The sequence below is a fragment of the Cognatishimia activa genome, from assembly GCF_026016445.1.
GTDB classification, from domain to species: Bacteria; Pseudomonadota; Alphaproteobacteria; order Rhodobacterales; family Rhodobacteraceae; genus Cognatishimia; species Cognatishimia activa_B.
Map to the genome: position 1 here is coordinate 1,487,941 of NZ_CP096147.1, position 22,727 is coordinate 1,510,667.

Below are 22,727 nucleotides of genomic sequence, written 5' to 3' on the forward strand. Positions count from 1 at the left end.
GTATCAGATTGATCAGCTTGCGCTGCCGTCTGCTTTCATCGCTTCGATCGAGATCATCACTGGAACTTCATCGCTGACAAAAGGCGCAAACTGACCAAGATTGAAATCTGAGCGCACCAATGTGGTTGTCGCGTCAAAACCCGCCCAAGGCTTGCCTGCCAATGGGTGGTCGCCAACTTGGTTGAGTTTTGCATCCAGAACAACGGATTTGGTTACATCGTTCATTGTCAGATCGCCTGTGATCAGCGCGGTGTTTTCACCGGTCACTTCAATGCTGGTGGAAACGAAAGTTACTAAATCATCGTCTTCCGCACCAAAGAAGTCGGCTGACATGAAGTGGCCAAAGCGCTCTTCCCAACCGGTCAGCATGGATTTCACTGGGAATGCCACAGACACAGACGACGACGCCGGATCTTCCTGATCGAACATGATTTCACCGTCAAAACCAGAGAACATGCCGTAGGTCGTAGAGTAGCCTAGGTGGTTATAAGAAAAGACGATTTGGCTGTGGCTTGCGTCGAGCACATATTTCTCGGCACCTGCGGATGCCATGGATGCTGCGGCCGCCAGGCCAGCTGCGAGTACGAGAGTTTTCATTGGATTGCTCCGTTATCAAAAAGAATACGAAGCAGAGATTGCCCTGTTCGTGCGTGCAATCAATTCGTTGGTTGCCAACAGATATTGTGCAGGGTTGCACAAGAGTTTCTGTTGCCAACCAATTGCTTGACCGAAGTCAGACTGCGGCTTGCAATCTGTGAAACTCAGAAACCAGGGCCTGGCGGGCTGGCTTCTCTAAATGCAGGTCAAACAATGGGTTGGCACGCTCATCCCTCATTGCAGCATCGCTTCCACGCAGGGTCAAAACACTGCCGCGTGGAGCAATATTCTCCAACTTCACTGCTTTCCCGCGGCGCGCGGACATTTTCCATTCTTCCGTCGAGCGGTCAAAGGCCAGCTCTACCGGTTGTCGCACTGTGCCTACGCGCGTCATGGCGACGCCAGAGACGAACAGGGACACACCGATAAGAGCTTTAATGAGAGCCAATGCCTCCGACTCAAATCCAGGAAGGGCCAGCACAGAGATCCCCATCACGCATATTGAGGCCCCAACGGCGACAGCCATTATGCGTTTGAGCCGATCCAAACCCGCTGTGACAAACAACTGCAGGCTGTTGGAGGGAGCGATTTCTATCACCATGATTGACCCGACTTTCTTCCGGATTTACAGACAAGTTCAGCCTGATCAGGAAAAACGGCGCAATTTAGGCAAAATCCTTTGAATTAAGGCGGAAACAGTTTGTTTCGAAAATCAAAAAGGGTTGCTTAACCCCCTTAATTCGTTATACAGCGCCATCCTTTTTGCAATTGTTTAGAACCGCGCAGTCTCTCGTGGGTGAGGCGCAAAAAGGTCTACTGCCTCGCTCTTTGAAATGCGCTTGAAATGAACTGGAGTTCACATGCCACTCTATGAGCATGTTTTCATCTCGCGTCAGGACCTGTCCAACACGCAAGCTGAAGGTCTTATCGAACATTTTGGTTCCGTAGTATCCGACAACGGCGGCTCGCTCGTTGAATCCGAATACTGGGGTGTCAAAACGATGGCCTACAAAATCAACAAGAACCGCAAGGGCCACTACGCCTTCCTGAAAACTGACGCGCCTGCGGCAGCTGTTCAGGAAATGGAACGCCTGATGCGTCTGCATGACGATGTTATGCGTGTTCTGACCATCAAAGTTGACGAACATGCGGAAGGTCCGTCTGTTCAGATGCAAAAACGTGACGATCGCGGCGAACGCCGTGAGCGCCGCAACTGATAGCGCGAAGAAAGGACAGTAAACCATGGCTGCAAAACCATTTTTCCGCCGTCGTAAGGTCTGCCCATTCTCTGGTGAGAATGCGCCTAAGATCGACTACAAGGACACAAAACTTCTGCAACGCTACATCTCTGAGCGTGGCAAGATTGTTCCTTCCCGCATCACTGCGGTTTCCGCGAAAAAACAGCGTGAGCTGGCTCGTGCAATCAAACGCGCGCGCTTCCTCGCTCTGCTGCCTTACGCAGTGAAATAAGGAGATACTGATATGCAAGTTATCCTTCTTGAGCGCGTGGCCAAACTGGGCCAAATGGGCGAAGTTGTAGATGTGAAGCCGGGCTACGCTCGTAACTTCCTGCTGCCACAGGGCAAAGCGCTGACCGCGTCTGAGTCCAATGTTGCACAGTTCGAAGCGCAGAAAGCGCAACTCGAAGCACGCAACCTGGAAACCAAGAAAGAAGCAGAATCCCTGGGTGAGAAGCTGGCTGGCCAGCAGTTCATCGTGATTCGCTCCGCTTCCGATGCTGGTGCGCTTTATGGCTCCGTTACACCACGTGACGCAGCAGAAGTTGCAACCGAAGCAGGCTTCTCTGTTGACCGCAAGCAAATCGTTCTGATCGCACCGATCAAAGAACTTGGCCTGCACAACGTAGAAGTTCGTCTGCACCCAGAAGTCTCTGTTGAAATCGCTCTGAACGTTGCACGTTCCGAAGAAGAAGCAGAACTGCAAGCTTCCGGCAAATCCATTCAGGAACTGGCGGCAGAAGCAGAAGCAGAAGCAGAATTCGAAATCGCTGAACTCTTCGACGATATCGGTTCTGCGGCAGCTGACGACGACAACCTGGTTGAAGACGCCCCTGCTGAAGAAACCGAAGAAGACGCAGAGTCCTAATCGGTTTTACAAGATTGGATGTCGCGCCTCACGCGCGACATCTCATGCAAGCCAACGCCGAAGAACTCGGCATTCTAACAACTTTAAGGCGAAGAATTTGCCCTGACGCCATAATTCAGGCAGAAAGGTTTGCATATAAATGGTCGCCACGGGACGGATTGCGGCTACGCAACCGGTTCGTAATAGTAGTTAGAACCACAGGTGAAGTATGAATAAGATCGATGTTTTGGTTGGCAAAAGGATCCGTGCGCGTCGGCATGCCATGGGTATCAGCCAAACCGAACTCGGCGACGCAATTGGCGTCAAATTCCAACAAATTCAGAAATACGAAACCGGTGCAAACCGTGTGAGTGCGTCCCGTCTTTGGGCCGTTGCTGAGAAGTTGGGGGTAGACGTTGTCTACTTCTTCGAGGGCATTAAGCGCTCCGATGAAAACGCTGAGTTGTCAGATGAACCAATTGACAAGATGGAATTCCTGTCAGACCGTGATGCCATCGAGATGATGGAGCTCTATCGCAAGCTGCCCAATAGCCAGCGAAGTGCAGTTCTGGCATTTATGCGCTCCATGGTTATGGAATCGCAGCAGACAAACTTGAGTGTCGCGAACTCTTAATCGAGACACTCACGCGTGTTTCACACGCACCGGGAGGATAGTTGTTGGATCTTTTCAGCCTGCATGACGCGCCACGTTCAGAAGAGCTATATGCGAGCTATCTGGATGAAGTGTGCGAAACGCTTGGCTTCGACAATGCGGCCTATGCAGGTATCAACCCTGCCGGTGGAACCATGCATGCCTATGTCACCTATAGTGAAGATTGGCAGAACCACTACCAAGATCACGGGCTGCATAATCTCGACCCTACCCTACATTCTGCCATGCGCAGCGTCGCCCCTGTGGATTGGTCGCGCCTGAGCCGCGATACAAATTTTCGCCGTGTTTTCAATGACGCGAGAGATTTCGGCATCAGTGAACGTGGGATCACAGTTCCCATTCGTGGTCCCTACGGGGAATTCGGAATGCTCAGCGTAACGCGCGATTGTTCCAATACAGAATGGAAGAAGCACCGGAACACGGTGATGGTTGAGCTGCAGAAGATTGCAGCCCATGTACATGACCACGTGATGGTCTCCGAACCGATCACACGTTTCCTGAAGCATCCAAACCTCTCCAAGCGTGAGTTGGAAATCCTGCAATGGATCGCGGCTGGCAAATCTCAGCAGGACATTGCGGACATTCTTAACATTTCGAGCCGCACCGTTGAGGTGCATTTGAAATCATCTCGCAGCAAACTCTTTGCACTGACCACAGCCCAGGCCGTTGGGCGCGCGGTAGGTATGGAACTGATCTATCCGAGCTAACACCTCAAAACTTAAATAGAAATTCAAATTGATTCGCTTCACGCCCGGCCCAGATGCCGGGCGCAGTCATGTTTTGCCCCCATCAATCAACTACGGGATTTCCCTAATAGATAAAATTTTCTGAAAGTTTAGCAGTTAACCACGATCAATTTCGCAAGGATGGGGAAAGAGATGATCATTATCGTAGATGGACTGAACAAGCATATGTTCCAGCCCCTGCTGGACGATATGTTCCGCCTTCGCGCCCGGGTTTTCGCCGGTCGTCTGGGGTGGGAAGTGAATATTGAAGACGACAAAGAGATCGACCAATTCGATCATATGGATCCAGGCTATATCATTGGCGTGGATGAAGATATGAACGTGATCTCTTGTGCACGTGTTCTGCAAACCACCGGCCCGCACATGCTGTCAGATGTGTTTAACGCAATCCTGTGCGGTCAGGATCCGGTGCGCAGCCCGAACATCTGGGAAAGCACACGTTTCTGCGTCGATACGCAGCGTCTGAAAGGCGAAAAGAGCAAACACACGGTTTCCACGGCAACCTGTGAACTGATGCTGGGCATTCTGGAATATGCGCAGGATAACGGTATCACAGATATTGTCACCGTGATCGACCCAGTGATGGACCGCGTGCTGAAGCGCTCCAACAATGCGCCGCATGGCTACGTGGGTGAGACCGTGCCGATGGGTAAGGTGAAAGCACTTGCCGCCCTTCTGGACTGTACAGACGAACGCATTGCCAATGTTCGTGAATTTGCTGGCATCGATGGCGAAATCTTCGTTTCAGAAGAAGAAGCGCTCAAAAAACTGGAACTGCGCCAGATCGCACAAGAAATGTGCCTCGCTGCCCTGCCCGACAATGAGCTTGATCTGGAAGCGATCTCAAAGCCAGGCGCCAGCCTGACGGACCTGCGAGAATACTGCTTTGACCAATTGGCGAAAGCGGAAACCGAAGCAGAGATGTCTGCAGCAGTTGCTCTGATGGAGATGCTCTCGGACAAAATCGGTGCCTCTGATGCCGAAGAGCTGCAGCGCCTGGCGCGTAAACTTCCACGCTCTGCAGAGGAAACGCGGGCGAAGCTCACCCGCTCTGCCTAAACAAACACATGGCGACGCGCCCCTCGTGCGCCATGGAGTTGAAGACTGTCTGCGCTGTCGCTGGCTGCGCATACAAATGACTTGCGAATAACCGCTCAATCATCCCCTGAGCGGGTTGCGCTCCCCAACGGCGCAACATACCGGAGGCTGCCAAAACTCCTGGCAGCCTCCAACTGTTTCCACAAAACAAACCGCCTTTCGGCAGTAGGTATCGGTGGGTTTACCTGGAATTGCCCTGAATCAGCGCTTTTTGCTTGGTCATTTCAGCCACAAGAAAACGCACAAATGTCATCACACGCACCGAACTGCGCAAATCCGGGTGTGTTAAAACCCATCCGGGTCGCGATGAAACCGCGCCTGTGCCGGGAACGCGTTGGAGCCCCTCGAGCGTGTCCGCAAAAAAACAGGGCGAGACGATCATGCCCATCCCAGCCTTTGCCGCCTCGGCCTGATCCAGCATATCTGGGATTTGGTGCTTTACATCAGCATCAGGGAACGGCCCGCTTTTGACCCAACCATGGCTGGGATCAACAACGCCGCGGCCGATCCAGTTGGCATTGGTCTGATTGCCGTCAAACCAATGCGCGGCAATGTAATCTGGCGCTGCATAAGCGCAATCCACGAAATCAGGCAATCGTCGCCCCACCAGATTGCCGTTTGGATCAAATTCTGAACGGAAGGCTACATCTGCAGCCCCCCTCATCAAATCCTCGATTGAAAAACTCGAATTCAAAAGAATTTCGATGCCCGGGTATTGCTGACAAAACTTCGAAATAAGCGGCATCAGCATGTGCTGCGACAACAGCGGCGGCGAGGTCACACGGATCTGACCAACCAAGGCGGAATCCAAACTGTTCGCAGTACGCTGAAGTTCCACAACACCGCCCTCGACCCGCTCCGCTTTGGCAAAAATCTGTTCCGCCATAGATGTCGCCAACATGCCATCTCGTGACCGGGTAAAAAGCACTGCACCCAAGCTGGTTTCCAGATCCGTCAAATGCCGCGACACGGTCGAGTGGCTCATGCCCAACTCGGCTGCCGCCCCGCGAATAGAGCGCTCACGGAACAGGGCCAAAAAAACCCGGATGTCGTTCCAATCCAACTGGGCCATCAAAGTTCCTTTCAGGGGGTGGTCGATTTCTGCACCATATCCCCCCATTTCTCGCAGTTCCATTTCATTTTTGACGGGATTAACTGAAGGGGACACAAGGATTGGAACAGTAAATGACCGAGAAAATGAACCGGACGGAATTCAAGGAAACCATCAATGCCGCTAAAGAACGCGTCTGGGAGCTCCTGTTTCGCGAATATGGAGAGATCCACGTTCATAACCCAACGATGGTCAGCTCAAATTACTTAAATGGCGGCAGCAAAGGCGAACTCGGTGCCGTCAGACACTGTAAATTCAGCGACAAGCTTTTTCTGGATGAAAAGATTGATGAAGTGAACGGAACCCATAGCTTCAAAGTCGTTGTAATTGAACATAATTTGCCGTTCGTGAAACATATGTCGGCGATCTATGAGCTGTCATCATTCGACGATGAAACCACCGAATTGAAGATGACCTCGTTCAATTCCTTTTCGCCGAATTTCATGAAGTACCTGATGCGCGGCCAAATGGCGAAGTCTCTGCGCAAACATCTATTCGGCCTGAAATACTACGCTGAAACGGGCAAAACCGTGAACAGTGACACCTACGATAAGGTCCACCAGACCTACGCCTGCCCCCCAAAAACGCATCACCTGACGCCGAGTCCTTAACCGGCGAGCGGCGCTAAAATTTTACCAACTCGCAATCCATGATTGGCGACCCGAGAAGGGTGCCAAAACCTTAAGGAGAAATAATATGACCACTGAAATCACCCTATCCCCTGATGCCCGTATTGAATTCGGTTTTGGCACTGTAAAGGCAGAAAAAACAGAGTGGATGTATGGCGAATACTTCCCATATATGGCGCCGGCCATGGCCGAGCATCAATTGAACATTCTCGCAGGCTTCAGGGTGATCGCCACCAATTTCGCGGGTGGCACGCCAACCACCGGAAGCATCGCAAGCTGGCCTTCAGCAAACCATCGTGCCGCGCTGCACAATGACCCGAGGTTCTTGAAGATCCAGCCGGCACGCGACGCCGCGATGGAGTTTTTGTCTGGTGGTCATTTGTTTGAATCGATTGATGATCTGATCACATTGAACACCGATGCTGACTATGCCTTTATCATTTCCGCTGATCCGAGCATTTCCGAAGATAACATTTTTGCTCTCCCGCTTACGGATGATAGCCCGGAACAATCCTACGCAGGAAAATTCCTTATGCTACGTCCCTGGAGCGAAGCCTCTGATGAATTGCTGAAATCTAATCCGGCTACGGCAGAAGTGTTTCGCGTGCGGTTTAGCCCCTCAGCCAGATAGCTCACCGACTGCCATGGCTGTCGGTGTCTTACGACGGTATCACCAGATACCTTCAAACAAAAAGGCCACCCAAGTGGGTGGCCTTCTCTTAACCGATTGACGGTCGAAGATTTACTCTTCTTCCAGCGCTTCAACAGCTTTCTGCAGATCGTCTTTAGAGACTTCTTTCTCAGAAACTTCTGCCAGTTCAAAGACATAGTCGACGACTTTGTCTTCAAACAGTGGCGCGCGCAGCTGCTGCTGCATCTGTGCGTTTTGCTGAACAAACTCAAAGAACTGACGCTCTTGACCAGGGTACTGGCGCGCCTGGTTCATGATCGCTTGGGTCATTTCAGCGTCGGTCACTTCGACCTCTGCTTTCTGGCCCAGCTCTGCAAGCAAGAGGCCTAGACGCACGCGGCGCTCTGCCAGTTTGTTGTGCTCTTCAGTTGGCTCGATCTTATCGTGATCGTGGCCTTCCACTTCTGGGTTCTCTTCATGCCACAGCTGATGCGCGATTTGACCTGCTTCAGCTTCCACCAAGGAAGGTGGCAGATCGAAGGAGACTTTCTCGTCAAGCGCATCCAGAAGCGCACGCTTCTGAACCTGACGGGAGGCACCGGCGTATTCTGCTTCCAGACGCTCAGCAACTTGGCCCTTCAAGCCAGCCAGATCTTCTGCGCCGAATTTCTTCGCCAGCTCGTCATCGATCTCTGCCGCAACAGGTTCTTTGACTTCTTTGATCACACAAGCAAACACAGCTTCTTTGCCCGCGAGATGCTCTGCTTGATAGTCTTCAGGGAAGGAAACAGTAACGTCCTTCTCTTCTTCTACCTTCACACCAACCAGCTGCTCTTCAAAGCCCGGGATGAATTGACCGGATCCCAGAACCAGAGGGAAGTCGTCGCCTGCGCCGCCGTCAAATGCTTCGCCGTCGATTTTACCAACGAAATCCATGACAACCTGGTCGCCGTCTTTCGCTTTGGAACCTTTGCGACGCGCTTTGAAGTCCTGTGCTGTTTCAGCAAGGTTTGCCAGCGCTTCATCAACGTCCGCATCAGCTGCTTTCACAACCATTTTCTCCAGAGAGATAGACTTCAGGTCTACTTCTGGAATTTCTGGCAGAGCTTCGTAAGACATCTCGACGTTCACGTCGTCGCCTTCTTTCCACTCTTCGCCGTTTTTCATTTCGACTTTTGGCTGCAGTGCAGGACGGTCGCCGGACTCTTCAAAGTGCTTGTTCATCGCACCGTCTACGGCTTCTTGCATTGCTTCACCCAGCAGGCGCTGACCGAATTGCTTTTTCAGCAGAGCCATAGGCACTTTGCCTTTGCGGAAACCTTTCATTTCGATTTCCGGCTGTGCTTCAACCAGCTTTTCATTGACTTTTTCGTCCAGCTCAGCGGCGGTGACAACGATATCGTAACCGCGCTTCAGGCCTTCATTCAGGGTCTCGGTGACCTGCATTGTGGCATCCTTCTTAAAGTGGGGCGCATGTTTTCGCCGCAGCCTAATAAATCAGTCGCCCTAATAGGGCTTCAAAGCCATCGGTGCAAGGCGAATGTGCTGGGTTTCTTCGCCTCAAAAGCAGCGCAAGCGAGGGATCGCTGGCTTAATTTAAAGGCGTTGCGTTCAGAAGCCCTTCAAATGAACCAAGAGCGCCTAGAAATTCAGAGAAATGTATAGGCTGCACACAACTTAAACTTGCCAGAATTCACACAACAGGATACTGCGAAAACAATTCCATTTCTGAACATACGCATAGTTCAATAACTGATTTTAGTAAGGCATTGGAGACCGGCATGCGCGTTGCGGCTGCACTTGTGTTTATCCCCTCATTTTTGATGTCAGCATGTTCGCTGGGAACGCCTTATGTCGATGGATATAATGAGAAAAACAGCTCTCACAGCCTACCCTTCGTTGCTGAACTGAACGCATCCACAGCCACAGCGCTGACAACGACGCCAACGGAAAGCTCTGCCAGCATGGAGGGGACGTTCTACGTCACCTCAACAAGTTTCCGAAATGTCCACGGCATCGCAGGTCAGATCGACATGGAAGCCAATTTCGCGGCCGGTACTGTCAGCGGTAAGATGACAGAGTTTGTCGAAGTTCAACCGACTTCGACCTCCACCCGCCTGATCGGCAAAGATATGTTTGGCGAAATCAACTACGCAGGCACGATCAATATCGGAACCGGCTCTGGGGATGATATCTCAGCAACGGGTTCTGGGCGGATGCGGACCACAAACGGAACCACCTACTCGACCACAACGACCATGAATGGTGATTTCTATCGTCGCCCAAGCTCTGCATTGGCAGCAGCGGGCGGGATCACAATGACCGGCAATCCGGGCGCGACCGCAGAAACAGGCACGGGCTCATATTTCGTGACAGAATAATCATGAGCGCGGGCACCAATGTGTCTATTCACCTGAATACGATCGCCGCTCTACGCAAAGTATCCCTTTGTCTTGGTGCTTTCTTTTTCGCCTCCCCACTTTGCGCGATGGATCAGGGTTTGGTGTCTCAGCATATTCAGCTGGCACAGGACGACCTCGGAAGCGGTAAGTGGGAAAGGTCCCTCGCCCGTTTTCGCTGGCTATTGCTGGAAAGCGATCCTGATCCCCAGCACATGGTTGCCTATCAAAACACCATCGCATCGATCACTGCTGAACATCCGCTCCGCTTTGGCGTCAGCGGAGCAATTTTGCCATCTTCAAACATTGCGAAGGCCAGCAATCACTCGGTGTTTTCGACCGAATTTGGTGATTTTTACATCGACTCCTCAGAAGACCGAAAAAGCGGCATCGGATTGCAGCTTGGCGTCTCTGCCACCTACAGCGTTCCCTATGCGCGCGGCAGAAGTGTGTTTGTCACCGGAGCGAGCTCGGCCAGTCACTTCAAGCAAAAAGACCTTCAGGTCGCCCAGGCGGGCATCTCGATTGGGCATGAATGGCTCTCTGCTGGTCGGCAATTTCGTGTAACGCTGTCGCACAATGCCTTTGCCTACCGCGAAATCGAAGGCCGAGATGACCCTGATTTTGCCTCTGACGCTCTGTCATTTGATAGCTACCATCGCATTAACCCCAATTTTTCGGTGCGCGGTCAGATCGCCCTCCAGGACGCAAACTATGCCGAACGGGACTACAATGACGGTCTGCACAAATCCATTTCGATCACGCCAAAAATTGATCTGAACACGCAGAACGCTCTTTCGATCAAAATAGGGCTGCAAGATGTGGATATCGACGCCAAACACCTCTCGTTCTCAGGAAAATCCATCGGGCTATTCTGGGATCGAACCGAACAAAACGGCATACGTTGGGGTCTTGGCATCGAGCAACATTGGCGCGAATTTGACAGCCGCTTCCCGGCCCTGAGCTACAATCGAGCAGATCATGTCACAGATCTTGTTTTGAGCGTCTCTCATCCACGGATCAAAATCAAAGACATGACACCACGGCTGCGCTGCACCCTGCGCGATCATGGTTCCAATGTTGCGCTTTATGATTACAAATCAACAGATTGCAGCGTTTCTCTGAACTACCAGTTCTGAGTTATTAGAAGGTTTCAAACTGAGGAAAAGTGGTGCGGGTGAAGGGACTTGAACCCCCACGCCTTGCGGCGCCAGAACCTAAATCTGGTGCGTCTACCAATTCCGCCACACCCGCATCCGGTTGAAACGACTCTCTTGCCGTTTCGTCCGGCGTTCCTAGCAAAGGTCTGAGCGGGATGTAAGAGGAAAAATGCAGCTTAAAGCCCAAGATCGCGAAAGACTGCTGGAAGCTGTTCTGGAATGTCTTCAGCAATCAACGCCGGTCCAAATTTCAGTGCACACTCCACATGCAGCCAGGCCGCCGTTTCTGCGGCCTGCATTGGTTCAAATCCACGTGCAAGGAGCCCTGTGATAAACCCGGTCAAGACGTCGCCCGATCCGGCGGTCGCAAGCCAAGGGGCTGAACGTTCATAAAGTGCAGAATGAATGGAACATCTTCCCTCAGGATCCGCGATCACGGTTGCCGCGCCTTTGAAGAGCACAACACACCCTGCCCGCTTCGCAGCCTCGCGGGTTGCATCGACTTTAGAATAGGCTGGGCCTTTCGTGGGGACCTCATTCAATTTCTCGGAAATATCCGGGAACAGCCTCGCGAACTCGCCTCCGTGAGGAGTGAGAATGCATTCGTTGTGTAGCATCTCAAACAAGGCATCTGGCTCATCTACGAAGGCTGATAGTGCATCAGCGTCTAAAACCGTTGCCCGCGCCTGTTTCAAGGCTGCACTTACCAAAGGCTTTGCCCGATCAAGACCTAATGCGGGTCCAATGCAAAGTGCGTTGATGCGTTTGTCATCGAGCGCTTCTTCAAGCGCGGAAGCATCTTCGATCTCTTTCAGCATGATTGCAGTCAGCTGTGCCGCTGCTTCCCGAAGCGCTTCATCTGTAACACCAAGAGTGACAAGACCAGCACCAATACGCAGCGCGCCTCGGGCCGCCAACCGTGCTGCGCCTGTTTTACCGGTGGAGCCTGATAAGATTAGAGCGTGACCGTGAATGAATTTGTTGAACTGTGCAGCCTTTCCAATTGAAACTTTGGGTTCAGTTATTAGATTCACTTTTCTCGCTACCCGCTTGCCAACCGTCAAATTTCTTTGGCTTGGCGAGCTATCAAAATCTGACAAACTCGCCTCTTTGCCCGTCACAAGCCCGATATTTTTGACTACGAGCCTTCCCGAAGGCCAATCGTTATCACCTAGAAAGTGCCCAAGTTTTCCGCGATGAAAACTGACAATAAGGTCAGCCGGAAATCTACCTTCCCAAATTGAACCTTCCACGTCTCGTCCATCCGAAACCTGAAGGTACATATCACTGAGAAAGTCTGAATCAATTGCGAAACTTCTGCCACTATCGCTGCAAACTCCAGTGGGAATATCCACGGCGACAAACCTGCTTCCAAAGTCCCAATAATGTGTTTGTGCCAAGTCCTCAAAAAACAGCAATGCCTCAGACGAACGGGTTAATCCGGTTCCAAATAAAGCGTCTATGAATAACTCCGGCGGCACATCCTTACGAAACAGGTTCCAAAGTAGCTTCTGTGCAACAACATCCAGCACAGGGAACGAAAGCTGTGATGCGTCGCCAACTTCCATCCAGCGCTCAAAATTCACCCGCGCATCTGGTGGCAGCTTCTCAGCATCCCCATACAGAAACACCTCTACCGCCCAACCCCGCTCCGAAAGCAATCGCGCCACAACAAACCCGTCACCGCCATTGTTGCCCGGACCACAAAGCACCACTGCCCTTTTCTGTTTGGCAGAAATACCTTGGGGTGAGGCCTCTGGCCGAGGAGCAGCGCCCCTCTCACCCGCGTTGTCATCCAGCTCCGGCCATTCCTCAAAAATGGCCTCCACCACCCCCTGCCCGGCGCGCTCCATCAGTTCCAATCCGGTCACTTCACCGGAATCAATTGCCGCTTGTTCAATGGCGCGCATTTGGGCAGCAGTCAGGAGTTCGGTCATCTATTCACCTAATGCGATTCAATTCAGCACAATTTGACGGCAAATTGCCTATTTTTTAAGCATCACTTGCAATTCCCCTACGCAGGTAGGTTCCGCGTCATCTTACCCAATTGAGGCCGCTGCGCGAAAGTGGGATCAGCACAATCAAGTATTTTTCAGGTGAGGAGTCCCCGATGAAAAAGATCGAAGCGATCATCAAGCCGTTCAAATTGGACGAAGTGAAAGAAGCCCTTCAGGACGTTGGCGTTCAGGGTCTTTCTGTGATCGAAGTGAAAGGCTTTGGTCGCCAAAAGGGCCACACAGAACTGTACCGCGGTGCAGAATATGTTGTGGACTTCCTGCCTAAGGTCAAAATCGAAGTCGTTCTGGACGACGATCTGGTGGATCAAGCCATCGAAGCGATCGTTGACGCGGCCAAGACAGACAAAATCGGCGACGGCAAAATCTTTGTCAGCACGATTGAACAAGCCATTCGCATCCGTACCGGTGAATCCGGTTCTGACGCCCTCTGATTTCAAAATCACAAACCCACACCATTATCTGTAACCGAAAGGGATAAGAGAATGAGCGCAGACGCAGTTCTCAAGCTGATCAAGGACGAAGAAGCGGCATATGTCGACATTCGTTTCACTGATACACGCGGCAAACTTCAGCACGTAACAGTAGACGTCGACCTGGTCGACGAAGACTTCCTGGAAGAAGGCTTCATGTTCGACGGTTCCTCCATCGCGGGCTGGAAATCCATCGAAAACTCCGACATGAAACTGATCCCAGACACAACGTCTGCTTATGTGGATCCGTTCTACGCGGAAAAAACAATCTGCATCCACTGTTCCATCGTTGAGCCTGACACAGGTGAAGCATATGAGCGTGACCCACGTTCCACAGCGCAGAAAGCAGAAGCATACCTGAAGTCTTCCGGCATCGGTGACGCGGCTTACATGGGCCCAGAAGCAGAATTCTTCCTGTTTGACGACGTGCGCTTCTCCAACTCCATCAACAAAGTATCCTACGAAGTTGATGCACAGGATGCGTCCTGGAACACCGACACAGAATACGAAATGGGCAACACCGGTCACCGTCCAGGTGTCAAAGGTGGTTACTTCCCAGTAAACCCAATCGACGATGCACAAGACATTCGTTCCGAGATGCTTTCCACCATGAAGCGTCTGGGCATGAAAGTGGACAAGCACCACCACGAGGTTGCGTCCTGTCAGCACGAGCTGGGCCTGATCTTTGACAGCCTGACCAAACAAGCGGACGAGCTGCAGAAGTACAAGTACGTGATCCACAACGTGGCACAGTCTTACGGCAAATCTGCAACCTTCATGCCAAAGCCAATCGCAGGCGACAACGGCACAGGTATGCACGTGAACATGTCCATCTGGAAAGATGGTAAGCCACTGTTCGCTGGTGACAAATATGCGGATCTGTCTCAGGAAGCTCTGTACTTCATCGGTGGTGTTCTGAAGCACGCGAAAGCGCTGAACGCCTTCACAAACCCATCCACCAACTCTTACAAGCGCCTGATCCCAGGCTTCGAAGCTCCAGTTCTGCGCGCATATTCTGCACGCAACCGCTCTGGCTGTGTTCGTATCCCTTGGACAGAATCTCCAAAAGCGAAGCGCGTTGAAGCTCGTTTCCCTGATCCATCTTCCAACCCATACCTGTGCTTCGCAGCACTGCTGATGGCTGGTCTGGACGGCATCACAAACAAGATCGATCCGGGCGAAGCCATGGACAAGAACCTCTACGACCTGCCTGCGGAAGAACTCGCAGACATCCCAACAGTCTGTGGTTCCCTGCGCGAAGCTCTGGACGAGCTGCAGAAAGACATGGACTTCCTGCTGGCTGGTGACGTCTTCACCAAAGACCAGATCGAGGGCTACATCGAGCTTAAGATGGAAGAAGTTGAACTGTACGAGCACACCCCACACCCAGTGGAATTCGGCCTGTACTACAGCTGCTAATCTTAGCGATAAGACCTACGGAAAAGGCGCTCTTTGGGGCGCCTTTTTTGTTGCCCGATTTTTTTAGAGCATGTCTTTGTCATATAAATTTCATTTGCCAAAAGGGAAAAATCCAGAGATCGTCTGCCGGTTTTATAGAAGCTTTCCGATGACCAACCGATCTGCCCTTCCGTTTTTACTGCTGCTTTTTACCAACACGCTCTGTAATTCGATGATCGTACCTTACATGGGGTTTTTCATCGTCGAGGGACTTGGAAAACCGCCTTGGATTATGAGCGTCTATGCCTTGATTGGCATTTCGCTTACGATTGTGATGAACCGTCAAATAGGCAAACGGTTGGATGCTGGCCATCGAGTATTTCCATTGGTGGGCGTTGCTGCCGCAGGATTTGCTTTAGCGACTTTAAGCCTTGCATTGTTCCCGATATTCCCTGTGGTCATGACGCTTGGGGTTCTCGGATTTGCGATTTCCTCTAGCGCTGTATCCACAATGTTCACCTTTGGTCGCGCCTTTGCCAGTGAACGCGGATTTGACGCAACGCGGTTCAATTCTTTTATGCGCGCCACAACTTCGACCGGGTGGATGATCGGACCTGCGGTCTCCTTTATGGTCGCTGATCAAATCGATGAAACAGCGGTGTTTAAAGTGGCCTTCGCCCTAGTTGTGGTTTGGGTCGGTTTGTGGCTGCGCATTGTTCCGCGAGATATGAATGCGCTTGGTAAAGACAATCTAGGCGAAGACCATCAAACAGGCCGCAACTTCGGGCTCTGGTTGGCAATCTGTGTCTGCTTCTCACTGTCTCTCGCACATTCGATGACATTTCAGGCCCTACCTTTGTTCTTTGTGCAGGAAGTCGGCCTACCCACCTACGCCCCCGGCACACATTTTAGTATTAAAACCTTTGTCGAAATTTTCGCTATTCTTTCAACGCCTTGGTTGATTCAAAAGTTCGGGATGCGAAACACGCTAATGGCAACTGTGGCATTAGGAGCGATCACAATTCAATTGTTGGCAGCCGTTACGACTTTCCCGCAGATGATCTTAGGCGCAGCTTTGGAAGGGCTTTACTACGGCCTTTACGCGAACCTCTCGATCAGCTTTGTGCAGAGCTTTGCAGGTGGACGGGTTGGACATGCAACGGCCATGTATTGGAATGCGATTATGGGTACAGGTATTCTCGCCGGTCCGCTGGTGGGAGGGATTGCACAATTGCATAGCTTTCATCTTGCTGTTCAGGTCGCGAGCATATGGGCAGTTGTGTCTCTTATTGTACTGCTATTGTCGCGCGGCCGAGGGCCCTCAGAAGTGCAATCAACGACATGAGCGATACCAAGTTGGCGAAGCTTGACGATTGGAAGGTCGAATTAAGACTCTATCACCCCAGCTTTATCTTCTATTTCGGCAGCAGCCTCTTTGAAACAGGCAACACTCAAGGTTTAAAAACTTTTTATTATCAGAAAGATATCAACTAATTTTCATTCAGTAATAGTCAGCTAAATAGTCAAAATTACACAATCGGGACAATCCTGTTGCGATCCCCACAAATCGAAAGTTGCATCGTCCTCACCCTCTCTCACCATCCCGTGACATCCTCGTAACCTCTCTTGGGTTTTTCTGCGCCATGTCCCAAATTGGCTGGGTATTGGCGAAAGGACCCCTTCGAGCATGACAACCGAACGCATCACCTTCACCGGCCACAGCGGCGAGAAGCTGGCGGCGCGGCTTGACCTGCCGGATGGCCCACATCTGGCCACTGTGCTGTTTGCGCATTGCTTTACCTGTTCAAAAGACATCCCTGCCGCGCGTCGGATTGCCGGTCGTTTGGCCGCGATGGGCCTAGCCGTGCTGCGCTTTGACTTTACTGGCCTTGGCCACTCAGAAGGCGAGTTTTCAAACACCACCTTCACTTCCAACGTTTCTGATCTGCACGCGGCAGCAGCTTATTTGGCCGATCGTGGGATGGCACCGGATATGCTGATCGGGCATTCCCTTGGTGGTGCGGCGGTCCTGCGCGCTGCAGGTGATCTGCCAAGCGTGCGCGCCGTTGCAACCCTTGGCGCGCCCTTTGATCCTGAGCATGTGACCCATAACTTTGACAGCGCGCTTGAAACAATCGGCAGCGATGGGCAGGCCAAAGTTTGTCTCGGTGGTCGTCCCTTCACGATCCGCAAGGAATTTGTCGAGGATATCTCTGCCCAAAATCTTGCACCGGCCATCAACGATCTGCGCCGCGCGCTCTTGATCTTACATGCGCCACTGGATGACGTCGTGGATATCGAAAACGCTGCGCAGATTTTCAGTGCCGCGAAACATCCTAAGAGCTTTGTCACTCTGGATGATGCCGATCACCTGATCAGCCGCCCTGAGGATGCGGAATATGCTGCCGAAGTTATTGCGGCCTGGGCGGCACGCTATATGCATCTTGCACCACCTGCCCCGCCGATTGGTGCGCCGGAAGGCGTTGTCCGGGTCTCAGAGGCGGACGCAAATGGGTTCCTGCAAGACGTGAACTCTGGCCCCTTCCATCACACTCTGGCGGATGAACCGCTGGCCTATGGCGGCACCAACAAAGGCATGACACCCTATGGGTTCCTGTCCTCAGGTCTGGGCGCCTGTACCTCGATGACGATCCGCATGTATGCCCGCCGCAAAGGCTGGCCGCTGGATCATGTCTGGGTCGATGTCTGCCACAATAAGGTGCATGCGCAGGATGCGGGTACGCGTTCTGGCGAGCGGATCGATAGTTTCAAACGGGTGATCCATCTGACCGGAGCACTGGATGCTGAGCAGAGAGTGCGGCTTTTGGAAATCGCCGACAAATGCCCGGTGCATCGCACGCTTGAGAAATCAAGTGAGGTGATTACGGAACTGGCAGAGGATTAAGGGGCGTTGCCCCTCTGCGCTGCGCGCATTCACCCCTGAGTATTTGTACAAAGGTGAAGCTTATGGCGTATTGATTGTGCCATCGGTTATGGCACCAGATGCTCCAATAAAGCGGAGATGGCCGGGTTTTTGCATCATGTCGTAGCACGTCCAATGGTCACTCGGCGGCCAGACGCTGCAATATTGATCGCCACGCACCTCCCATTGGCCGTAACTGGCACGACCGGCAACATATTCTGTCGATCCATCTTTAGAAAAACTCTGTGACGCTCTGGCATATTTAAGAGTCACACCACTCAGAGCGCCCTTGATCTCGTCGCCGGTCATTGCCGACCAGTCTTCTGCTGCGGCTGGTGCAGCCAAAGCCAATAAAAAAAGGGATATACGTGCGATCATAGCCAATGTTGCCTTGTTCCAATGTGCCACGCAGTCTATACGACGCGCGACATGCATTGAGAACACAAGGTTGTGACATGATCCCACGCTATTCCCGCCCTGATATGGTTGCCATCTGGTCGCCAGAAACAAAGTTCAAAATCTGGTACGAGATCGAAGCACACGCCTGTGACGCGCAGGCTGATCTGGGTGTGATTCCGCGTGAAAATGCAGACGCAGTTTGGAAAGCCAAAGACGTAGACTTTGATGTGGCACGCATCGACGAGATCGAAGCTGTCACGAAACACGACGTCATCGCCTTCCTCACCCACCTTGCGGAACATGTTGGCTCTGAAGAAGCGCGTTTTGTGCATCAGGGCATGACTTCTTCTGATGTTCTGGACACCTGCCTGAACGTGCAGCTGGTGCGTTCTGCGGATATCCTGATCAAGGATATGGAAGGCCTGCTGGCTGCGCTGAAAAAACGCGCAATTGAGCATAAAGACACTGTGCGCGTTGGTCGCTCGCACGGCATCCACGCTGAACCAACCACAATGGGTCTGACATTCGCGCGTTTCTACGCGGAAATGGACCGAAACCTTAATCGTCTGAAAGCAGCCCGCGAAGAAATCGCAACCGGCGCGATCTCCGGCGCGGTTGGTACCTTCGCCAACATCGACCCAGCAGTGGAAGAGCATGTTTGTGAGAAACTGGGCCTCAAGCCAGAACCGATTTCCACTCAGGTGATCCCGCGTGACCGTCATGCCATGTTCTTTGCTGTGTTGGGTGTGATTGCTTCTTCCATCGAAAACGTCGCAATTGAAATCCGCCACATGCAGCGCACTGAAGTGCTGGAAGGCGCTGAATTCTTCTCTATGGGCCAAAAAGGCTCTTCTGCGATGCCGCACAAAAAGAACCCTGTTCTGACAGAAAACCTGACAGGTCTGGCGCGTCTGGTCCGCTCTGCTGTGATCCCGGCGATGGAAAACGTCGCCCTGTGGCACGAGCGTGACATTTCCCACTCTTCTGTTGAGCGCGCGATTGGTCCAGATGCTTGTGTGACTTTGGACTTCGCCTTGGCGCGTCTGACTGGTGTGATCGACAAGATGCTCGTGTTCCCAGAGAACATGCTGGACAATATGAACAAGTTCCCAGGTCTGGTGATGTCCCAGCGCGTGCTGCTGGCTCTGACCCAAGCTGGCGTGTCCCGTGAAGACGCTTACGTCATGGTGCAGCGCAACGCGCTGAAAGTTTGGGAATTCCGCACAGACTTCCGCGAAGAGCTGCTGGCGGACGGCGATGTCGTCAAAGCTCTGGGTGAGGAAGGCATCAACGAGAAGTTCAACATGGACTACCACACCAAACACGTCGACACGATTTTCAAACGCGTCTTTGGTGAGTAATCCTTAGCTTAAGTGAATATAAGAAAGGCCCGTGCATTCGCCGGGCCTTTTTCTTTTGATATCAAGACGTTCTATCGCAATTCAGCGGCGGCCAGGATCGGTCCAAAACCTTTGCGTTGAACAATCACGACCACTGGCGCATCGCCGGGGACATTTGCGGTCAGGGTTTTCGCGCGTCGCGCGTTCCAGTCGCCAATCGTTTCCCAATGGGTGACGATATTGTGGTAATCCAGCGTCCGGCCCGCGTTTTCGCCACGGCGAATGTTGCGTGTTTCTTTCTTGGAATAGCGCACCAATTGCACGACCATCGGATCGCGCTGGTTGCTCTCGCTATCCAGTTTGATTGTCAGACGATCCCCGTTGCGTGTGATCGCCAGATCGATGTGAGCGCCGTCTGACCTATGTTTTGCAAGGTTTTTGCGCACCTCAGACGGGCGATTGCCAACCACGTGATCTACACCACCAATCACCATCTGTGGGGTATAAATCGAACGTTTCTGAGCTGCCTGTGCATACCCGCGCTGTCGTTTGGTATAGGCGGGGCTCGCAAAATCATCTTTCCAGCCGATATAATCCCAATAATCCACATGCAACGCCAAGGCGATGATATCATCGCGGCCCACGAGTTCTTTACCAAAATAGGCATCTGCGGGCGGGCAGCTGCTGCAGCCCTGCGAGGTATAGAGTTCAACAACAACCGGGTGCTCACCGGCATTGGCTAAAGAGCCGAAAACGCTGGCCATTGAAAACGCCGCGATCCCAACCCATCGCTTAAATGCTGTCATCCCAAAACCTTCCACAATTATGGTGTTTCTCATGCTTAGAACGAAAGGTGATGAAACGCCAATCAACGAATTGCGAGGAGATGTTAGAATTAATTTGAGATGACATCGGCGCCTATTGGGATGCAAAATCACCAAACAACCACCATGCTATCTGACATTGATGCAAATTTTACATTCACCTGATTCAAGAGATAACGCTTTATGACTGAGACCACCAAAACACCACAATGTTGGGCTTGCGGCACCGACCTTAAGTCAATCGATCAAAAAGCCTGTCAAAATTGCGATCGCTGGCAAAAACTTCCATGGAAATACATCACAATTTCAAACTCTGCTGTCGCAGTGATTGCTGCCATAATCAGCACCGGGGTTGCGATCATGGCTGTGAGGTCAGATTACATCGAAAAAAGTAACTTCAATTACATATTCGCAGGAAGGTCCATCATTGAAGCAAGCGGAAACCTTGGAATCCGCGTACAGAATTATAGCAAGAACAGCTTTACGACTGCCGATTCAGCTTCCTGCGTTTTGCTTGGCAACAAAAACCAAACTTATGATCTGAAACTGCCAGACCGATGGCGTTTCTTTCCCGCTGCCATGAGTTCGGAGGTATCCGATCGGTATTTTGTTCCAGACGGTCAAGTGACACTGGCAAAAGGCGAAGTTTATAAGTGCACCATTGAGCTTGAAAATATCAACGGTTTCAAATCATTGGCCAAATTCACTGCGGAGGTATACTAAGGCCAATAGCGCCCGGTTCACAATCAGGCGTGCCCAAGGCACAGAGCTTGATAGCGCTCATTGTGCGTCTAGGATCGGTCTCAAACGGTTTTCGAGCTCGCGTTGCACCAAAGGCCCTGCGATGCGCAGCAGAACTTTACCGTCCCCATCAATCAAATAAGTCTCTGGCACGCCGTAGACGCCCCAATTCAACGCCATCTTGCCATTGGCGTCAGCCCCCCCCTTGGCAAATGGATTGCCCAGCTCTTCCAAGAAGGCTGCACCGTTCTGAGCGTTATCTTTGTAGTTTACGCCCATGATCTCGATGCCTTCGTTCCGCAATTGCATCAAAGTCGGGTGTTCTGCACGGCATGGGGCACACCAGGAGGCCCAGAAATTCACGAGTTTCAGATTACCATCGCGCAGATCAGCATCGGTAAAGGCTTCCAGAAACCCCAGCTCTGACACGACCACTGCGGGCGCTTCACGGCCCACCATGGCGCTTGGCAGCTCATCAGGATTATCCCTCTGCATGCCAAAGAAAAACAGCGCTGCAAGGCCTGCAAAAATGGCAGGCGGCGCGATCATAAGTGGAGAGACTTTAGCCATCTTTGCGCTCCACTTTCTGAAGGTCTTTCTTCGCTTTTCGAGACGCTCTGAGGCTCATCCAGACCAAGCCAATCAATAGTACGATCGACGCGCCATAGGCGGACAGCACGGTAGCCGCGTATTTGCCAAGATCAGGGATCATGCCAGTTGCTCCCGTGCAATCAAAGCCGCGGTACGGCGTTTGCGGATTTCGGTTCGGGTGCGCAAAAGGGTCAGCGCAAGGAAGAACAGAATGAAGCCCGCGATACAGATAAAAAGCGGCACAGCAAAAACGTTGCTGACCTTTTCTTCGGTGTCTGTTCCGGTGACGGCCCCTGCCCGCAACACAGATGCGCCTTGGTGTAAGCCTTGGTTCCAGAAATTCACTGCATAGCGGCTGAGAACAGCAAAGACGGTTCCGACTAGGCAGAGAACGGCTGTCAGATCCGCTGCTGTGTCAGGGCTTTCAATGGCCTCCCAGAGGGCGATGTAGCCAAGATAGAAGAGGAATAAGATCAAGAAAGATGTCAGCCGGGGATCCCAGACCCACCATGTGCCCCACATGGGCTCTCCCCAGATGGCGCCGGTGACCAGTGCGATCATGGTCATCACAGCGCCAACCGGCGCTGCGGCTTTCGCTACCAAGGCTGAAACATGATGGCGTCGAATGAACCAGACCAGCGAAGCCACCAGCATCACAAACCACGCATTGATCGCGACCAAAGCGGATGGCACATGCAGATAGATGATTTTTACAGTGGACCCCTGACGGAAATCGTCGGGTGTTAGAAAGAAGCCCCAGAAAATGCCGATCACCATGCAGAGGCCAGCCGCCACAGCAACCACAGGCATCACGCGGTCGGTCAACCGCATGAATTTTACCGGATTCGCATATTCCCAAATCGATGCCATGGTGTCTCTTTACGCTGCTTTCCT

At 52.2% G+C, this 22,727-nt stretch carries 26 protein-coding genes and 1 tRNA gene; 16 read left to right on the plus strand and 11 right to left on the minus strand.

What is annotated here, in order from left to right; all coding sequences use genetic code 11:
• Positions 1 to 12 precede the first annotated feature (12 nt).
• Positions 13 to 597, minus strand: coding sequence for a YceI family protein (locus tag M0D42_RS07380; protein ID WP_265020945.1), 585 nt, complete (start codon positions 595 to 597; stop codon positions 13 to 15).
• Between the two features lie 136 nt (positions 598 to 733).
• Positions 734 to 1,198, minus strand: coding sequence for a hypothetical protein (locus M0D42_RS07385; RefSeq protein ID WP_265020946.1), 465 nt, complete (start codon positions 1,196 to 1,198; stop codon positions 734 to 736).
• 259 nt (positions 1,199 to 1,457) lie between these two features.
• On the opposite strand from M0D42_RS07385, the gene rpsF reads away from it, so the two are divergent.
• From rpsF to M0D42_RS07415, 6 genes are all read left to right on the plus strand, one after another.
• Positions 1,458 to 1,814 (plus strand): 30S ribosomal protein S6, encoded by a 357-nt coding sequence (gene rpsF, locus M0D42_RS07390; RefSeq protein WP_265020947.1) that lies wholly within the window; start codon positions 1,458 to 1,460, stop codon positions 1,812 to 1,814.
• A 25-nt stretch (positions 1,815 to 1,839) separates the two neighbouring features.
• Positions 1,840 to 2,067, plus strand: coding sequence for a 30S ribosomal protein S18 (rpsR, locus tag M0D42_RS07395; protein ID WP_009805008.1), 228 nt, complete (start codon positions 1,840 to 1,842; stop codon positions 2,065 to 2,067).
• A 12-nt stretch (positions 2,068 to 2,079) separates the two neighbouring features.
• Positions 2,080 to 2,703 (plus strand): 50S ribosomal protein L9, encoded by a 624-nt coding sequence (rplI, locus tag M0D42_RS07400; protein WP_265020948.1) that lies wholly within the window; start codon positions 2,080 to 2,082, stop codon positions 2,701 to 2,703.
• A gap of 208 nt (positions 2,704 to 2,911) precedes the next feature.
• Complete coding sequence (locus M0D42_RS07405; RefSeq protein WP_265020949.1) at positions 2,912 to 3,316, plus strand: helix-turn-helix domain-containing protein; 405 nt, start codon at positions 2,912 to 2,914, stop codon at positions 3,314 to 3,316.
• A 44-nt stretch (positions 3,317 to 3,360) separates the two neighbouring features.
• On the plus strand, positions 3,361 to 4,062 hold the full coding sequence (locus M0D42_RS07410) for a LuxR family transcriptional regulator (RefSeq protein WP_265020950.1): 702 nt from the start codon (positions 3,361 to 3,363) through the stop codon (positions 4,060 to 4,062).
• Between the two features lie 171 nt (positions 4,063 to 4,233).
• The gene (locus M0D42_RS07415; RefSeq protein WP_265020951.1) at positions 4,234 to 5,160 is read left to right on the plus strand and encodes an acyl-homoserine-lactone synthase; all 927 of its coding nucleotides are present in this window, start codon (positions 4,234 to 4,236) and stop codon (positions 5,158 to 5,160) included.
• Between the two features lie 220 nt (positions 5,161 to 5,380).
• Here M0D42_RS07415 and M0D42_RS07420 read toward each other — a convergent pair whose 3' ends face one another.
• Entirely contained in the window at positions 5,381 to 6,334 is a 954-nt protein-coding gene (locus M0D42_RS07420) for a LysR family transcriptional regulator (protein WP_265020952.1), read from the minus strand.
• Positions 6,335 to 6,384: 50 nt separating this feature from the next.
• Here M0D42_RS07420 and M0D42_RS07425 point away from each other — a divergent pair, with 50 nt between their 5' ends.
• Both M0D42_RS07425 and M0D42_RS07430 read left to right on the plus strand, forming a co-directional pair.
• Positions 6,385 to 6,921, plus strand: coding sequence for an SRPBCC family protein (locus M0D42_RS07425; RefSeq protein ID WP_265020953.1), 537 nt, complete (start codon positions 6,385 to 6,387; stop codon positions 6,919 to 6,921).
• Positions 6,922 to 7,006: 85 nt separating this feature from the next.
• Positions 7,007 to 7,570 carry a hypothetical protein gene (locus M0D42_RS07430; protein ID WP_265020954.1) on the plus strand — a complete coding sequence of 188 codons (564 nt, stop codon included), beginning with the start codon at positions 7,007 to 7,009 and terminating at the stop codon, positions 7,568 to 7,570.
• A gap of 111 nt (positions 7,571 to 7,681) precedes the next feature.
• Here M0D42_RS07430 and tig read toward each other — a convergent pair whose 3' ends face one another.
• Positions 7,682 to 9,016: a trigger factor gene (gene tig, locus M0D42_RS07435; RefSeq protein ID WP_265020955.1), complete on the minus strand. Its 1,335-nt coding sequence runs from the start codon at positions 9,014 to 9,016 to the stop codon at positions 7,682 to 7,684.
• Positions 9,017 to 9,351: 335 nt separating this feature from the next.
• On the opposite strand from tig, the gene M0D42_RS07440 reads away from it, so the two are divergent.
• The gene (locus M0D42_RS07440; protein WP_265020956.1) at positions 9,352 to 9,951 is read left to right on the plus strand and encodes a hypothetical protein; all 600 of its coding nucleotides are present in this window, start codon (positions 9,352 to 9,354) and stop codon (positions 9,949 to 9,951) included.
• A 2-nt stretch (positions 9,952 to 9,953) separates the two neighbouring features.
• Positions 9,954 to 11,108 (plus strand): surface lipoprotein assembly modifier, encoded by a 1,155-nt coding sequence (locus M0D42_RS07445; protein ID WP_265020957.1) that lies wholly within the window; start codon positions 9,954 to 9,956, stop codon positions 11,106 to 11,108.
• A 30-nt stretch (positions 11,109 to 11,138) separates the two neighbouring features.
• Here M0D42_RS07445 and M0D42_RS07450 read toward each other — a convergent pair.
• Positions 11,139 to 11,223, minus strand: a tRNA-Leu gene (locus tag M0D42_RS07450).
• A gap of 82 nt (positions 11,224 to 11,305) precedes the next feature.
• Entirely contained in the window at positions 11,306 to 13,066 is a 1,761-nt protein-coding gene (locus M0D42_RS07455) for an NAD(P)H-hydrate dehydratase (protein WP_265020958.1), read from the minus strand.
• Between the two features lie 173 nt (positions 13,067 to 13,239).
• Between M0D42_RS07455 and M0D42_RS07460 the strand changes: the two genes are divergently transcribed.
• From M0D42_RS07460 to M0D42_RS07475, 4 genes are all read left to right on the plus strand, one after another.
• The gene (locus M0D42_RS07460) at positions 13,240 to 13,578 is read left to right on the plus strand and encodes a P-II family nitrogen regulator (RefSeq protein ID WP_265020959.1); all 339 of its coding nucleotides are present in this window, start codon (positions 13,240 to 13,242) and stop codon (positions 13,576 to 13,578) included.
• A gap of 51 nt (positions 13,579 to 13,629) precedes the next feature.
• A complete protein-coding gene (gene glnA, locus M0D42_RS07465) occupies positions 13,630 to 15,036 on the plus strand; it encodes a type I glutamate--ammonia ligase (RefSeq protein ID WP_265020960.1) in 1,407 nt (468 codons plus the stop codon).
• Between the two features lie 148 nt (positions 15,037 to 15,184).
• Positions 15,185 to 16,360 (plus strand): MFS transporter, encoded by a 1,176-nt coding sequence (locus M0D42_RS07470; protein WP_265020961.1) that lies wholly within the window; start codon positions 15,185 to 15,187, stop codon positions 16,358 to 16,360.
• 342 nt (positions 16,361 to 16,702) lie between these two features.
• On the plus strand, positions 16,703 to 17,920 hold the full coding sequence (locus tag M0D42_RS07475) for a bifunctional alpha/beta hydrolase/OsmC family protein (protein WP_265020962.1): 1,218 nt from the start codon (positions 16,703 to 16,705) through the stop codon (positions 17,918 to 17,920).
• A 60-nt stretch (positions 17,921 to 17,980) separates the two neighbouring features.
• Here M0D42_RS07475 and M0D42_RS07480 read toward each other — a convergent pair whose 3' ends face one another.
• Entirely contained in the window at positions 17,981 to 18,316 is a 336-nt protein-coding gene (locus M0D42_RS07480) for a hypothetical protein (protein ID WP_265020963.1), read from the minus strand.
• A 77-nt stretch (positions 18,317 to 18,393) separates the two neighbouring features.
• Between M0D42_RS07480 and purB the strand changes: the two genes are divergently transcribed.
• A complete protein-coding gene (gene purB / locus M0D42_RS07485; RefSeq protein ID WP_265020964.1) occupies positions 18,394 to 19,698 on the plus strand; it encodes an adenylosuccinate lyase in 1,305 nt (434 codons plus the stop codon).
• Between the two features lie 71 nt (positions 19,699 to 19,769).
• On the opposite strand, the gene M0D42_RS07490 is transcribed toward purB, so the two are convergent.
• The gene (locus tag M0D42_RS07490) at positions 19,770 to 20,483 is read right to left on the minus strand and encodes a DUF1223 domain-containing protein (RefSeq protein ID WP_265020965.1); all 714 of its coding nucleotides are present in this window, start codon (positions 20,481 to 20,483) and stop codon (positions 19,770 to 19,772) included.
• A gap of 201 nt (positions 20,484 to 20,684) precedes the next feature.
• On the opposite strand from M0D42_RS07490, the gene M0D42_RS07495 reads away from it, so the two are divergent.
• Positions 20,685 to 21,224 carry a hypothetical protein gene (locus M0D42_RS07495; RefSeq protein WP_265020966.1) on the plus strand — a complete coding sequence of 180 codons (540 nt, stop codon included), beginning with the start codon at positions 20,685 to 20,687 and terminating at the stop codon, positions 21,222 to 21,224.
• 57 nt (positions 21,225 to 21,281) lie between these two features.
• On the opposite strand, the gene M0D42_RS07500 is transcribed toward M0D42_RS07495, so the two are convergent.
• The 3 genes from M0D42_RS07500 to M0D42_RS07510 are packed head-to-tail and all read right to left on the minus strand — an operon-like array spanning position 21,282 to position 22,703.
• On the minus strand, positions 21,282 to 21,812 hold the full coding sequence (locus M0D42_RS07500) for a DsbE family thiol:disulfide interchange protein (protein WP_265020967.1): 531 nt from the start codon (positions 21,810 to 21,812) through the stop codon (positions 21,282 to 21,284).
• Complete coding sequence (gene ccmD, locus M0D42_RS07505) at positions 21,805 to 21,954, minus strand: heme exporter protein CcmD (RefSeq protein WP_265020968.1); 150 nt, start codon at positions 21,952 to 21,954, stop codon at positions 21,805 to 21,807. The genes M0D42_RS07500 and ccmD overlap by 8 nt, the downstream gene beginning before the upstream one ends.
• A complete protein-coding gene (locus tag M0D42_RS07510) occupies positions 21,951 to 22,703 on the minus strand; it encodes a heme ABC transporter permease (RefSeq protein ID WP_265020969.1) in 753 nt (250 codons plus the stop codon). The genes ccmD and M0D42_RS07510 overlap by 4 nt, the downstream gene beginning before the upstream one ends.
• Positions 22,704 to 22,727 lie beyond the last annotated feature (24 nt).